This window comes from Citrobacter sp. wls827 (genome assembly GCF_005280875.1).
Taxonomy (GTDB): domain Bacteria; phylum Pseudomonadota; class Gammaproteobacteria; order Enterobacterales; family Enterobacteriaceae; genus Citrobacter; species Citrobacter youngae.
The window spans coordinates 3,871-17,651 of record NZ_SZWR01000024.1 but is presented as its reverse complement, the minus strand read 5'-3'; the positions used below and the strand labels follow the sequence as shown (position 1 = coordinate 17,651).

The window sequence follows — 13,781 nt, the reverse complement described above, 5'->3', positions numbered from 1 at the left end:
TTTTTCCCGTTTCGTACTGTATATCTTGCAGCCAGCGGGTATACTGATCGCTTCCTTTAAATCCACACGTATCCAGCACGAAATAATATGCAAAAGTTTGATACCAGGACCTTCCAGGGCTTGATCCTGACCTTACAGGATTACTGGGCTCGCCAGGGCTGCACCATCGTTCAACCATTGGACATGGAAGTCGGCGCGGGGACATCTCACCCAATGACCTGCCTGCGTGCACTGGGGCCGGAACCGATGGCGACTGCTTATGTGCAGCCTTCTCGTCGTCCGACCGACGGGCGCTATGGCGAAAACCCGAACCGCTTACAGCACTACTATCAGTTCCAGGTGGTGATTAAGCCGTCACCGGACAATATTCAGGAATTGTACCTGGGTTCTCTGAAAGAGCTGGGTATGGACCCGACCATTCACGATATCCGTTTCGTGGAAGATAACTGGGAAAACCCAACACTGGGCGCCTGGGGTCTGGGTTGGGAAGTGTGGCTGAACGGCATGGAAGTCACGCAGTTCACCTACTTCCAGCAGGTTGGTGGTCTGGAATGTAAGCCAGTTACCGGGGAAATCACCTACGGTCTGGAACGTCTGGCCATGTACATTCAGGGCGTAGACAGCGTTTACGACCTGGTCTGGAGCGACGGTCCGCTGGGCAAAACAACCTACGGCGACGTGTTCCATCAGAACGAAGTGGAGCAATCCACCTACAACTTCGAATACGCCGATGTGGACTTCCTGTTCACCTGCTTCGAGCAGTACGAGAAAGAAGCGCAGCAGCTGCTGGCGCTGGAAAACCCGCTGCCGCTGCCTGCGTATGAACGTATTCTGAAAGCCGCCCATAGCTTCAACCTGCTGGATGCGCGTAAAGCCATCTCCGTCACCGAGCGTCAGCGCTACATCCTGCGCATTCGCACCCTGACCAAAGCAGTGGCAGAAGCTTACTACGCTTCCCGTGAAGCCCTTGGCTTCCCGATGTGCAACAAAGACAAATAAGAGGCGGCCATGTCTGAGAAAACTTTTCTGGTGGAAATCGGCACTGAAGAGCTGCCACCAAAAGCACTGCGCAGCCTGGCTGAGTCCTTTGCTGCGAACGTTACCGCGGAGCTGGACAACGCTGGCCTCGCGCACGGCAATGTTGAGTGGTTTGCCGCTCCACGCCGTCTGGCGCTGAAAGTCGCTGCCCTGGCAGAATCTCAACCCGATCGTGAAGTTGAGAAACGCGGGCCGGCCATTGCCCAGGCGTTTGATGCTGAAGGTAAACCGAGTAAAGCGGCAGAAGGTTGGGCGCGCGGTTGCGGTATCACGGTTGATCAGGCTGAGCGTCTGACCACCGACAAAGGCGAGTGGCTGCTGTATCGCGCGCATGTGAAAGGCGAAAGCGCTGAAACGCTGCTGCCGAACATGATCGCCACTTCGCTGGCGAAGCTGCCGATCCCGAAACTGATGCGCTGGGGCGCGTCTGACGTTCACTTCGTGCGTCCGGTTCACACCGTGACCCTGCTGCTGGGCGACAAAGTCATTCCGGCAACGATTCTGGGAATTCACTCCGATCGCGTGATCCGCGGTCATCGTTTTATGGGCGAGCCTGAATTTACTATTGATACTGCCGATCAGTACCCGGAAATCCTGCGTGAGCGCGGCAAAGTCATTGCGGATTACGCTGAGCGTAAAGCGAAAATCAAAGCCGATGCTGAAGAAGCGGCACGTAAGATTGGCGGTAACGCTGACCTGAGCGAAAGCCTGCTGGAAGAAGTCACCTCGCTGGTAGAATGGCCGGTAGTGCTTACCGCGAAATTCGAAGAGAAATTCCTCGCTGTTCCGTCTGAAGCGCTGGTACACACCATGAAAGGTGACCAGAAGTACTTCCCGGTATACGCGAACGACGGCAAACTGCTGCCGAACTTTATCTTCGTGGCCAACATCGAATCGAAAGATCCGACCCAGATTATCTCCGGTAACGAGAAAGTCGTTCGTCCGCGTCTGGCGGATGCTGAGTTCTTCTTCAATACCGACCGTAAAAAACGACTGGAAGATCATCTGCCGCGTCTGCAAACCGTGCTGTTCCAACAGCAGCTGGGTACGCTGCGCGACAAGACTGACCGTATCCAGGCGCTGGCGGGCTGGATTGCTGGTCAAATTGGCGCTGACGTTAACCACGCAACGCGTGCTGGCCTGCTGTCCAAGTGCGACCTGATGACCAACATGGTCTTCGAGTTCACCGACACCCAGGGCGTGATGGGTATGCACTACGCGCGTCACGATGGCGAAGCGGAAGATGTTGCTGTGGCGCTGAACGAGCAGTATCAGCCGCGCTTTGCCGGTGATGACCTGCCGTCTAACCCGGTGGCTTGTGCCGTGGCGATTGCTGACAAGATGGACACCCTGGCGGGTATCTTCGGTATTGGTCAGCATCCGAAAGGCGACAAAGACCCGTTTGCGCTGCGTCGTGCTGCGCTGGGCGTGCTGCGTATCATCGTTGAGAAGAACCTGAATCTGGATCTGCAAACGCTGACGGAAGAGGCTGTTCGTCTGTATGGCGATAAGCTGACCAACGCGAAAGTGGTTGATGACGTTATCGACTTTATGCTTGGTCGCTTCCGCGCCTGGTATCAGGACGAAGGTTACACCGTCGATACCATTCAGGCCGTGCTGGCGCGTCGTCCGACTCGTCCGGCTGATTTCGACGCACGTATGAAGGCGGTTTCGCACTTCCGTACGCTGGAAGCTGCTTCTGCACTGGCTGCCGCGAACAAGCGCGTATCAAATATTCTGGCGAAGTCTGAAGAAACGCTGAATGACCGTGTGAATGCGGCAACGCTGAAAGAGCCGGAAGAAATTGCGCTGGCGATGCAGGTTGTGGTGCTGCGCGATAAGCTGGAGCCTGTCTTCGCTGCCGGTCATTACCAGGAAGCGCTGGTTGAGCTATCTGCGCTACGTGAACCGGTCGATGCGTTCTTCGAGAAAGTGATGGTTAACGTGGAAGATAAAGATCTGCGTATTAACCGTCTGTCTATGCTCGAAAAACTGCGTGAACTGTTCCTGCGCGTGGCGGATATTTCGCTGCTGCAGTAACGGTCCTGAGCTGACTTAGAAAATGCCGGATGGCGGCTTCGCCTTATCCGGCATTTTTTTATGTTGTTAGCGCAGCTGTAATTTAGTCAGACAGGTCTGGCTGTCTTCCATGGTTTTAATGGGATATTCCGCCGTTTTGCCGTTGTAGCTTACTGCGATGGAGCCTGCCATATTGCGCGGTAGCCAAACCCCGACGAAGCCATTTCGACCGCTCTTCATCTCTTTTTGTAGCACTACATCACCCTTGTTATCCGTTACTTTGACATTGAATGTCTTCTCCGGCATTTCGCCCTGGCAGCCAGAAAGGCTGTGGTTGAAGCAAGGATGTGTTTGCCATTCATAAGGGGCAAATGACAGATAGAACTTGTCACCGAGCGGCAGGGTATAGATCTGATCGCCCGAAGAGAGCTTCAGTTCGGTACTGGTGACGGATGCCGAGTAGGGCAGTGGGCGGCTCTGGGGAGACTGGTCAATGGCCTCGACGATTTGCTCGACGGATTTTCCGCTGAGCCCGTGTTCCGCCAAAAAAGTGGCTTCAGGGGTTGCGGCGAACGCGCTACCGGTGGTGAGTAAACCTAAAACCAGCAGCAATGAGGATTTCGACATAGCTTCAATTCCTTGTGAACGTTGTGGAATATAGACTGGCTCACTATAAAGCTTGCCCTTAGGGAAAGGTCAAAGGGGCGGCGGGTAAAGTAATGCAAAGACGCGTGTGGGCGAGGCGTTTTTCGAAGTACAGATAAAAAAAATCCCCGCCGTTGGGCAGGGATTCAGAATTTTGAGCTTTTTAAGCTTACAGGCTGGTTACGTTGCCAGCTGCCGGGCCTTTAGCGCCGCTTTCGATGGTGAAGGAAACTTTCTGACCTTCGTCCAGAGATTTGTAGCCATCGTTCTGGATAGCAGAGAAGTGTACGAACACGTCTTTAGAGCCATCGTCAGGAGTGATGAAGCCGAAGCCTTTGTCAGCGTTGAACCATTTTACGATACCAGTCATTTTACCGGACATAGTGTATTACCTTTTAAAAAATAAGTGTGCCTTTCGGCGATATGGCGTGCTTTACAGATTTTTTAACAGTAAAGGAAATGCTCACTACGAGGGTATCAACGATAACTCTTGAAGGGACTTGCCTTACTAACTGCTGTAATGGTCTGTACGTCAAACCGTTGAGGGCATTAACTCATTTTACGCAGGTGGATGCAACTACTATTTTCTTTTTTGCGGATATTGGCAGTGGAGGAACGGCCCTTCTGCAGGACCGCTCTTATGTCAAACTTGAAAATAACTTAATCCATCAACTGCTTACTTAATCGTGGGTCTGCCTGAATCAGGCGCATCAACTTCAATTCGGTACTGGATGGCTTCACTCGTTTAGACTCCCATTCATGAACCATCGCGACCGTTACGCCCATCACCCGGGCGAAATCATCTGTTTTTAAACCTGTCCCTCGTCGTAGTTGTTCAAATTCAGCGAAAGGGTTGGTTTTTTGCGTCTGGGTAACCGTCTGCGATACATCTTTAAAAACAATCTGCTCCAGACTGCTTAGCAGTTCAAACATAGGATCTTTGTATTCCATTGAGAACTCCTATAAATCACACAGCGGGATCGTGAATTTCATCGAAGCTCATTAAGCGTAGTCGGAAAAAATGAAGGCGAATTTAAGGTATGCGTTGTGGATTCGTTTCAGCGAATCGCGGGTGACAACCTTTAGTTGGCTAACGAACTGATAAAGGTCGGGATCTCCGATCGAACCATTCCAATTGTAAAGATGACTAAAATAGAGTGCCGCTATGTGAAGGGAGCATTGTTGAGCAAAACACAGGGCGGCGGAAACCGTTATTTTCCCCCACAAGATTACGCGGAAAGGGTATCTTGCGGGGCTGACCTGGACTATCCTTGTCAACGTCAGGCACGCGGGTGTCGTTGTGCGCATTTTTGGGTGAAAGGAGTATTAAAATGGCGACAGGTAAGTCCTGCTCTCGCTGGTTTGCGCCTGTTTTGGCGCTCTTAATGGTAGTTGGCCTGAGTGGGTGTTTTGATAAAGAAGGCGATCAACGCAAAGCGTTTATCGATTTTCTGCAGAATACTGCAATGCGTAGCGGAGAGCGTTTACCGACGCTGACTGCCGATCAGAAAAAACAGTTTGGCCCGTTTGTGTCCGATTACGCGATTCTTTATGGCTATTCACAGCAGGTTAATCAGGCAATGGACTCCGGTCTGCGCCCGGTTGTTGATAGCGTAAATGCAATCCGTGTTCCTCAGGATTATATGACTCAGCGTGAACCGCTGCGTCAGGCAAATGGCGCGCTGGGTGTGTTAGGACAACAGTTGCAGAATGCGAAGCTACAGGCAGATGCTGCCCATGGCGCGCTGAAGCAGGGTGATGACCTGAAACCTGTCTTTGATCAGGTTTACAGCAAAGTTGTGACCGCACCGGCAGAGGCGTTACAGCCGCTGATCCCAGCCGCGCAAGTTTTCACGCAGCAGTTGGTGCAGGTAGGCGATTTTATCGCGCAGCAGGATACGCAGGTGAGCTTTGTCGCCAACGGCATCCAGTTCCCAACCTCACAACAGGCCAGTCAGTACAATACGCTGATTGGTCCGCTGGCGGCGCAGCATCAGGCATTTAATCAGGCATGGACTGCTGCGGTGAATGCCGCGCAGTAATCGTCGTACGGTAAGACACATTAAAGGCCGGGTGAGCATCAATGCTACCCGGCCTTTTGTGTTATTTGGCCACTTGCGGATTCACGCAGTTCTTCTCAACTTTCCCCTGCAGTGCGTCAATTAAGTTATCCACAGCACAAGCCGCCATGTTATAGCGCGTTTCATGCGTGGCTGAACCAATATGCGGTACCGCCACCACATTCGGCAACGACAGCAGCGGTGAGTCTGACGGCAACGGCTCTTGTTCAAACACATCCAGGCCCGCGGCATGAATCTCCCCGCTTTGCAGTGCGGCGATCAGTGCGTTTTCATCCACCACCGGCCCACGTCCGGCGTTAATGAAAATGGCAGAAGACTTCATTTTGGCAAACTGTTCGGTACTGAACAGATGGTGGGTTTCGTCCGTTAACGGCAGAATCAGGCAAACAAAATCCGCTTCCTGCAGCAGCGTATCCAGGTCGCAGTAGCGCGCGTTGAAACGTTCTTCCGCTTCCTGATGGTGACGACGCGCGTTGTAGAGAATCGGCATGCTAAAGCCGAAATGCGCGCGTTGCGCCAGCGCCAGCCCAATGCGTCCCATGCCGACAATGCCCAGCGTCTTGTGGTGAACATCGGTACCAAACCAGTCGGCTCCGATGCTTTTTGTCCATTCGCCTGCCTTCACGCGCTCGGCGACTTCCACCACGCGGCGAGCGGTGCTTAACACCAGCGCCATTACCGTGTCTGCCACGGTTTCTGTCAGCACCGTTGGCGTGTGCATCAGCAGCACCTTACGTGCGTTAAGGGCATCGACATCGAAGTTGTCATAGCCTACGGAAATGGTGGAGGTCGCGCGCAGTTTCGGCATTTTCTCCAGCAGGGCGGTATTGACGGCTTCACTGGAGCCCAGCAGGCCTTCCGCGCTGGCAAAGGCTTCGGCGTGCTGTGCTACGGTTTCTGAACGCAGGTTAGGCACCTGAGTGACAGTAAAATGCTCTTCCAGGCGATGCAGTAAATCGTCAGGTAACGCTTTATAGAGAATAATGGACGGCTTCATGCGAATCTCCGTAAGTTAAAATTTAAGCGTGGCGTGCGCCAATAGGTAGCTGTTGATTATTAGCAGGCTTAACGATCAGAGTTAGCCATACTGAGACAAAAAGCGCTACCCCCATAAAAATGTATGAGGCGGACGGGCTGCCGGTGGTGCCATTGAGGTAGCCGACAAACCAGGAACCAAAGAATGAGCCTAATGCGCCCATGCTGTTGATTAATGCCATTGCTCCCCCAGCGACGTTGCGCGGCAACATCTCAGGAATGATGGCGAAGAAGGGGCCATAAGGAGCGTACATGGCCGCACCGGCGATAACCAGCAGTGTGTAAGAAATCCAGAAATGGTCTGCGCCAACGGCCCAGGAGCCAATAAAGGCGAAAGCGGCAATCAGCAGCAGTGGCCAGACAAACAGCTTACGGTTTTGCAGTTTATCGGAAGCCCATGAAACCAGGATCATCGCCGCCGTTGCGGCCAGATACGGAACGGACGAAAGCCAGCCGACCTCTACCATACCCAGGTTGGCGCCGCCGCTGCGGATAATTGACGGCAACCACAGAACAAAACCGTAGACGCCAATACTCCAGGCAAAGTACTGCATGCACAGCAGAATAACGTTACGTGAACGGAACGCTTCGCCGTAGTTACGCACGGCTTTGATACCCTGCTGTTCTTTTTCTAACTGGGCCTGCAGCGCGGCTTTTTCGGATTCTGACAACCAGCCTACCTGCGACGGTTTATCTTTTACCAGTACCCACCAGCAGAACGCCCAGATGATGGCCGGAAAACCTTCAATGATGAACATTTCACGCCAGCCCAGCGCCTGAATCAGGTATCCGGACACGACGGACATCCATAGGACGGTGACGGGGTTACCGAGGATCAGGAAGGTATTAGCACGCGAACGCTCGGACTTCGTAAACCAGTTACTGATATAAATCAGCATTGCGGGCATGACCGCGGCTTCAACGACGCCAAGAATAAATCGGATGGCGGCAAGCATTGGAATGTTGCTGACCATCCCGGTCAGTGACGCGCAGGCGCCCCACAGAATCAGGCAGATAAAAATCAGTTTACGTACGCTGCGGCGTTCGGCGTAAATTGCGCCTGGGATCTGGAAGAAGAAATAGCCAAGAAAAAACAGAGCCCCCAACAGGGAAGAGATCCCTTTGGTAATACCGAGATCCTCGTTGATGCCGGCTGCGGAAGCGAAGCTGAAGTTCGCGCGATCAAGGTACGCCAGGCTGTACGTGATAAACACGATTGGCATGATGTACCACCAGCGTTTTGCTGCATTGGTTGAGCTATTCATAGACTGCCCTCTGGTTATGCTGATACGCCGCCTCTGAATGTAGGGTACAGAGACAGAGTTGGCCGGGAATTTATTCCCCTAATTGTTCACGTGTGGGTAATCCTTCGCTGTCGCCCTGGACCTGAATGGCCAGAGCGCCAATTTTATTGCCCCGGGTCACCGCCTGATGCAGCGAGCGCCCTTCCAGCAGGGCGCTGATAACGCCGACGGCAAAGCCATCACCCGCACCGACGGTATCGACCACATTGTCGACTTTCACCGGTGCGACGCAGCCTTGCTCGCCGCTCGCTGCTTTGTACCAGGCCCCATCAGCCCCGGTTTTGATAATCACGGCCTTCACGCCATGGCGCAGATAAAAGTCGGCAATGGCTTCTGGTGTCTGCTGACCGGTTAAAATCATGCCCTCTTTTAACCCCGGCAGTACCCAGTCAGCCTGGAATGCCAGTCGGTTGAGTTTTTCCACCATCTCGCCTTCGCTTTTCCACAGCACCGGGCGCAAATTCGGATCGAACGAGATGGTCTTCCCTTGTGTTTTTAGCGTGCGGGCGGTGTGCGCCAGTAGTTCATATGAACTGGCAGACAGCGCAGCTGCAACGCCGCTCAGGTGCAGGTGGCGTGCGCTGGAGAAATACCCATCGTGATAATCCTCAACGCTGAGATGGCTGGCAGCAGAACCTTTGCGGAAATATTCCACAATGGGATCGGTTCCATTTTCGACCTTAGATTTAAGCTGAAAGCCGGTAGCGTAGCGCCCGTCCAGAGTAACTCCCTGCGCATTAATCCCTTCTTTCTCCAGCGACTTAATAATAAAACGGCCAAAACTGTCGTTACCCACGCGGCTTACCCAGCCTACGTTCAGACCCAGGCGAGCAAGTCCGGTTGCGACATTAAGTTCAGCGCCTGCAACGCGTTTAATAAACTGCTCCACGTCCGCCAAATCACCGGTTTGCGTGGCGACAAACATCGCCATCGCTTCACCAATAGTGACCACATCCAGTGAATTTTTCATGTGTTACTCCTTGCGTAACAGAGCGACGTAGTGACGGGTAACCGCCGCCAAATCCTGCCCTTCCAGGGGAAACTCAATGCCGCGTGGAACATCTGCGGGCAACGTGTCCAACAGCGCCAGCCAGCGTGGTTCCGCGTGATCAGGCGGCACGGCACGGTAACTGTCGCGATGTGATGTGGCGGCTTTCACATGGATGTATCCAACGCTTGAGCCCAACTGCTGTGCAGCCTCTTCCGGAACGTCGCCCACCCACAGCCAGTTGCCCATATCGAAGGTCAGAGATATCGGCAGATTTTGCGTCTGGCAGGCTTCGTTAAAGCGCTGCATCGGCTTCAGGCGTCCGCAGGCGGTCTGATCGTTTTCGACAACCAGTTCCATTCCGCTGTTGTCCAGCCATTCACGTAACACGTTGAACTGTTCGGTATGGGAGAAATGGCCGAGGGAGACTTTTAGCCACAGCGCCTGCAGGGCCTGTGCTTCTTCAAGTAGCGCAGGAAGTCGGGGATTGAGGCTACCGTCCTCAAGGAACAACGGCTCAGGCGCTGAGTAACAGGCCAGCAGGCCGAAGATTTCGACAGCAGAGGCCATGGTTGGCAGTGTTTTTAGCTCGGCGTCGGTCAGCATCTCGCGACGGATTTCAACCCCGTCAGCACCGGCTTCGGCAATGATGGGCAGCAGGGCTGTTTGCCCACCTGCGGCGCGTACCTGGTCGTAGCCGTAAGCGGCAGTGACCACCATAATTTTTCTTTTCATGGAAACTCCAAAACTAGCGTTCTTGCTATAACGCTAGATGGAACCGGTTCCAAAGAAAAGGCTGTGATGTTGAATTTATGATCACCATCACGAAGGAAATTTAGCGGGCGGTAGAGCCGCGAACGATCAATTCGCCGGAGAAGACCTGTTCCTGAATGGCAGCAGAGCCGCCATCGATCCTGCGTACAACCTGCTCAACGGCGGTATAGCCAATCTGCCAGGTAGGTTGTTTCAACGTGGTAATACCAACGCCCGCCAGTTCGGCCCATTCCAGTTCGTCAAACCCGAGCAGACCGATGTCGCTGCCCCAGTTAAGGCCAATGCGTTTCAGGGCGCGGGCAACCTGCAGTGTGAGAGCGCCATTAGCTGAGATAACGGCTTTGCGCATTCCCCGGTGCTGCTGGTGGAACTGGCGCAGGGTGTCATCGAGTTGCGTATTGTCCGTGAGCGGGACTTCGGCATTTTGCGCGATAACGCCGGGGTACTGTGCGAGGGTGGCGCGAAAAGCGCTCAGGCGCTCGCGGCGGGTATTCACCATGCCCAGCGGTTCGCTGAGGAACAAGATGGCTTCAAAACCTTGTTCGACCAGATGTTCCGTGGCAACTGTTGCCGCCTGAGTGTTATCCAGCCCGACCATATCACAGGCGAAATCGGGAATTTTACGGTCAATCAGCACCATCGGCAGCGCAGACTGTTGCAGGCGGTTCAGCCCCTCTTCGCGCATCCCGACGGCGTTGACCACAATCCCTTCGACCTGGTAGCTGCGCAGCAGGTCGAGATAATGCAGTTCCTGATCCACTTCGTTGTTGGTGTTGCACACCAGTGGAGTAAAGCCTTTATCGCGACAGGCGGCTTCAATGCCGCTTAACACGTTGACGGAGTAGGGATTGGTAATATCGGCGATAATCAGGCCAATCAGGCGGGTACGCCCATGCTTCAGGCCTCTGGCCATCAGGCTGGGACGGTAGTCGAGATCGGCAATGGCTTGTTCAATGCGGGCCAGTAGCGCGTCGGAAAGCAGATGCTTTTCACCGTTGAGGTAGCGTGAAATGCTGGTCTTGCCGGTTTTTGCGGCCTTTGCCACATCGCTGATGGTTGCCCGTGTTGATTTGCTCATCGCTGATTTCCCTGAATTTCGTGTGAATACCTTAGCGGGAAAATCTGACGAAGCAAGTAATTTGCCCGGTGGCGCTGCGCTTACCGGGCCTACATGTCGAACGTAGGCCGGGTAAGGCGAAGCCGCCACCCGGCTCAACGATTACTGCACAGGACTCAACGTAATCTCTACGCGACGGTTCTGCGCTTTACCTTCCGCCGTGCTATTGCTGGCGATCGGATTAGACGGACCCATGCCCTGAGTGCGGATACGATTAGCGGCAACCCCTTGCGTGATCAAGGCGCTGGCCACGGAGTCCGCGCGTTGTTGAGACAGACGCATATTCAGATCCTGGCTGCCGGTGCTGTCGGTGAAGCCCAGCACGTTGACGGCGGTTTTATTGTACTCTTTCAGTACCATTGCCACGCCGGTCAGGGTGTTGGCACCAGCAGGTTTCAGGTTGGCGCTGCTGCTGTCGAAGGTGACGTTATTCGGCATATTCAGAATGATGTTATCGCCACTACGCGTCACGCTGACGCCCGTTCCCTGCATTTTTTCGCGCAGTTTGGCTTCCTGCACGTCCATGTAATAACCGATACCGCCACCCACAGCCGCACCTGCCGCTGCACCAATCAACGCGCCTTTGCCGCGATCTTTCTTCGAAGAAGAGAGTGCGCCAATGCCCGCGCCGACCAGAGAGCCAATACCCGCGCCAATGCCGGATTTACCCGCTTCGCGTTCGCCGGTGTAAGGGTTTGTTGTGCAGCCAGAAACCGCCAGGGCGCCGCTCACGATGGCAGCAATAACAAAAACACGTTTCTTCATCTTAATTCCTTAATGACTTTTTCTTCTTTGCCACAGCGACCGTGGCGGTTGATTATGACGTGTGAACATGAAGAAAATTCCAGGGAAGACTCTGAAATTTGTAAGTAACATTGAACGGCATAATAAATAAGCCGTCACATCGCATTCAGGAGCGCCATCTTGGCTAATTCACCCGCACATTACTCGGTGTTAACCGCCGCCCACTGGGGACCAATTCTCGTCGACACCGATGGTGAGACGGTTTTCTCCTCGCGTGGCGCGCTGCCCACTTCCCATCCCAACTCCTTGCAAACCGTGGTGCGCGACCAGGTTCACAGTAAAACGCGGGTACGTTTTCCCATGGTGCGTAAAGGATTCCTTGCCTCGCCGGATAATCCGCAAGGCGTGCGCGGGCAGGATGAGTTTGTTCGCGTCAGTTGGGACGACGCGCTGAATCTTATCCATACGCAGCATAAACGCATCCGTGACAGCTACGGCCCGGCCTCGATTTTTGCCGGTTCCTACGGCTGGCGATCTAATGGCGTGTTACACAAAGCGGCAACCCTGCTACAGCGTTATATGGCGCTGGCGGGGGGGTATACCGGACACCTGGGGGATTATTCTACGGGGGCTGCACAGGCCATCATGCCGTATGTGGTGGGGGGCAACGAAGTTTACCAGCAGCAGACCAGTTGGCCGATGGTGCTGGAGCATAGCGATGTGGTGGTGCTGTGGAGTGCTAACCCACTGAATACACTGAAAATTGCCTGGAATGCTTCTGACGAACAGGGTATTGCTTACTTTGAAGCGCTGCGCGATAGCGGTAAGCGATTGATCTGCATCGATCCAATGCGATCGGAAAGTGTGGCGTTCTTTGGCGACAAAATGGAATGGATCGCCCCGCATATGGGAACCGATGTAGCGTTGATGCTGGGTATCGCGCATACGCTGGTGGAAAACGACTGGCACGACGAGGATTTTCTCGCCCGTTGTACAACCGGATATGATTCGTTCGCCGACTACCTACTGGGTGAATCCGATGGGATAGCGAAAACGGCAGAATGGGCTGCTGAAATTTGTGGTATTCCGGCAGCGAAAATACGCGAACTTGCGGCAATATTTCACCAAAATACCACCATGCTGATGGCCGGCTGGGGGATGCAGCGTCAGCAGTATGGCGAGCAAAAACACTGGATGATCGTCACGCTGGCCGCCATGCTCGGTCAAATTGGCACGCCCGGCGGTGGCTTTGGGCTGTCTTACCATTTTGCCAACGGCGGGAACCCGACACGTCGTGCAGCGGTACTGGCTTCGATGCAAGGTAGCCTCAAAGGCGGCACCGACGCGGTGGATAAAATCCCGGTGGCGCGTATCGTTGAGGCGCTGGAAAACCCCGGCGGTTTCTATCAGCATAACGGTATGGATCGGCATTTCCCTGACATCCGCATGCTGTGGTGGGCGGGCGGCGCCAACTTCACCCATCACCAGGATACCAATCGTTTGATTCGCGCCTGGCAGAAGCCAGAGTTGGTGGTTATCTCTGAGTGTTTCTGGACCGCTGCGGCGAAGCATGCCGATATCGTGTTACCTGCGACAACCTCTTTTGAACGTAACGATCTGACCATGACCGGCGATTACAGCAATCAGCACCTGGTGCCGATGAAGCAGGTCGTGCCGCCACAGGCTGAAGCACGCAACGATTTTGATGTTTTTGCCGAGCTTAGCGAGCGCTGGGAACAGGGCGGTTACGAGCGATTCACCGAAGGTAAAAGCGAACTGGCGTGGCTGGAAACTTTTTACGACATTGCCGCGCAGCGTGGTGCCAGCCAGCAGGTTACACTGCCGCCCTTCGCTGAGTTCTGGCAAAAGAATGCACTGATCGAAATGCCGGAAAACGCCGCCAATACGCAGTTTATCCGTTTTGCTGATTTTCGCCGTGATCCACAGGCGCATCCGCTGAAAACGGACAGTGGAAAAATTGAAATCTATTCTGCAAAAATTGCAGGTTACGGCTATGTGGATTGTGCAGGACACCC

General features: G+C 54.0%; 13 protein-coding genes. 4 read left to right on the top strand and 9 right to left on the bottom strand.

What is annotated here, in order from left to right; genetic code table 11:
• Positions 1-87: 87 nt before the first annotated feature.
• Positions 88-999, top strand: a complete 912-nt coding sequence (glyQ, locus tag FDX03_RS20495; protein ID WP_001168551.1) for a glycine--tRNA ligase subunit alpha — start codon at positions 88-90, stop codon at positions 997-999.
• Positions 1,000-1,008: 9 nt separating this feature from the next.
• Entirely contained in the window at positions 1,009-3,078 is a 2,070-nt protein-coding gene (gene glyS / locus FDX03_RS20490; protein WP_061066791.1) for a glycine--tRNA ligase subunit beta, read from the top strand.
• Positions 3,079-3,144: 66 nt separating this feature from the next.
• Here the strand turns inward: glyS and cueP are convergent, their stop codons facing one another.
• From cueP to FDX03_RS20475, 3 genes are all read right to left on the bottom strand, one after another.
• Positions 3,145-3,684: a copper-binding periplasmic metallochaperone CueP gene (gene cueP, locus FDX03_RS20485; protein ID WP_137346501.1), complete on the bottom strand. Its 540-nt coding sequence runs from the start codon at positions 3,682-3,684 to the stop codon at positions 3,145-3,147.
• Positions 3,685-3,871: 187 nt separating this feature from the next.
• Positions 3,872-4,084, bottom strand: coding sequence for an RNA chaperone/antiterminator CspA (gene cspA / locus FDX03_RS20480; protein WP_000014594.1), 213 nt, complete (start codon positions 4,082-4,084; stop codon positions 3,872-3,874).
• 278 nt (positions 4,085-4,362) lie between these two features.
• A complete protein-coding gene (locus FDX03_RS20475; RefSeq protein WP_048213664.1) occupies positions 4,363-4,653 on the bottom strand; it encodes an HTH-type transcriptional regulator in 291 nt (96 codons plus the stop codon).
• A gap of 380 nt (positions 4,654-5,033) precedes the next feature.
• Here FDX03_RS20475 and FDX03_RS20470 point away from each other — a divergent pair, with 380 nt between their 5' ends.
• Positions 5,034-5,744: a DUF3053 domain-containing protein gene (locus FDX03_RS20470; RefSeq protein ID WP_048213663.1), complete on the top strand. Its 711-nt coding sequence runs from the start codon at positions 5,034-5,036 to the stop codon at positions 5,742-5,744.
• A 61-nt stretch (positions 5,745-5,805) separates the two neighbouring features.
• On the opposite strand, the gene ghrB is transcribed toward FDX03_RS20470, so the two are convergent.
• The 6 genes from ghrB to FDX03_RS20440 all read right to left on the bottom strand — a co-directional run bounded on the left by ghrB (position 5,806) and on the right by FDX03_RS20440 (position 11,766).
• Positions 5,806-6,780, bottom strand: a complete 975-nt coding sequence (gene ghrB, locus FDX03_RS20465) for a glyoxylate/hydroxypyruvate reductase GhrB (RefSeq protein ID WP_048213662.1) — start codon at positions 6,778-6,780, stop codon at positions 5,806-5,808.
• A gap of 22 nt (positions 6,781-6,802) precedes the next feature.
• Positions 6,803-8,083 carry an MFS transporter gene (locus FDX03_RS20460; protein ID WP_040231622.1) on the bottom strand — a complete coding sequence of 427 codons (1,281 nt, stop codon included), beginning with the start codon at positions 8,081-8,083 and terminating at the stop codon, positions 6,803-6,805.
• A 70-nt stretch (positions 8,084-8,153) separates the two neighbouring features.
• Positions 8,154-9,092, bottom strand: coding sequence for a sugar kinase (locus FDX03_RS20455; protein ID WP_048213660.1), 939 nt, complete (start codon positions 9,090-9,092; stop codon positions 8,154-8,156).
• 3 nt (positions 9,093-9,095) lie between these two features.
• Positions 9,096-9,845, bottom strand: a complete 750-nt coding sequence (locus FDX03_RS20450) for a sugar phosphate isomerase/epimerase (protein WP_137346500.1) — start codon at positions 9,843-9,845, stop codon at positions 9,096-9,098.
• A 100-nt stretch (positions 9,846-9,945) separates the two neighbouring features.
• A complete protein-coding gene (locus FDX03_RS20445; protein ID WP_005133828.1) occupies positions 9,946-10,962 on the bottom strand; it encodes a LacI family DNA-binding transcriptional regulator in 1,017 nt (338 codons plus the stop codon).
• A 141-nt stretch (positions 10,963-11,103) separates the two neighbouring features.
• Complete coding sequence (locus FDX03_RS20440; RefSeq protein WP_003024287.1) at positions 11,104-11,766, bottom strand: OmpA family lipoprotein; 663 nt, start codon at positions 11,764-11,766, stop codon at positions 11,104-11,106.
• A 159-nt stretch (positions 11,767-11,925) separates the two neighbouring features.
• Between FDX03_RS20440 and FDX03_RS20435 the strand changes: the two genes are divergently transcribed.
• Positions 11,926-13,781: molybdopterin-dependent oxidoreductase (locus FDX03_RS20435; RefSeq protein WP_249357136.1), on the top strand; the 1,856-nt coding region annotated here is incomplete at its 3' end.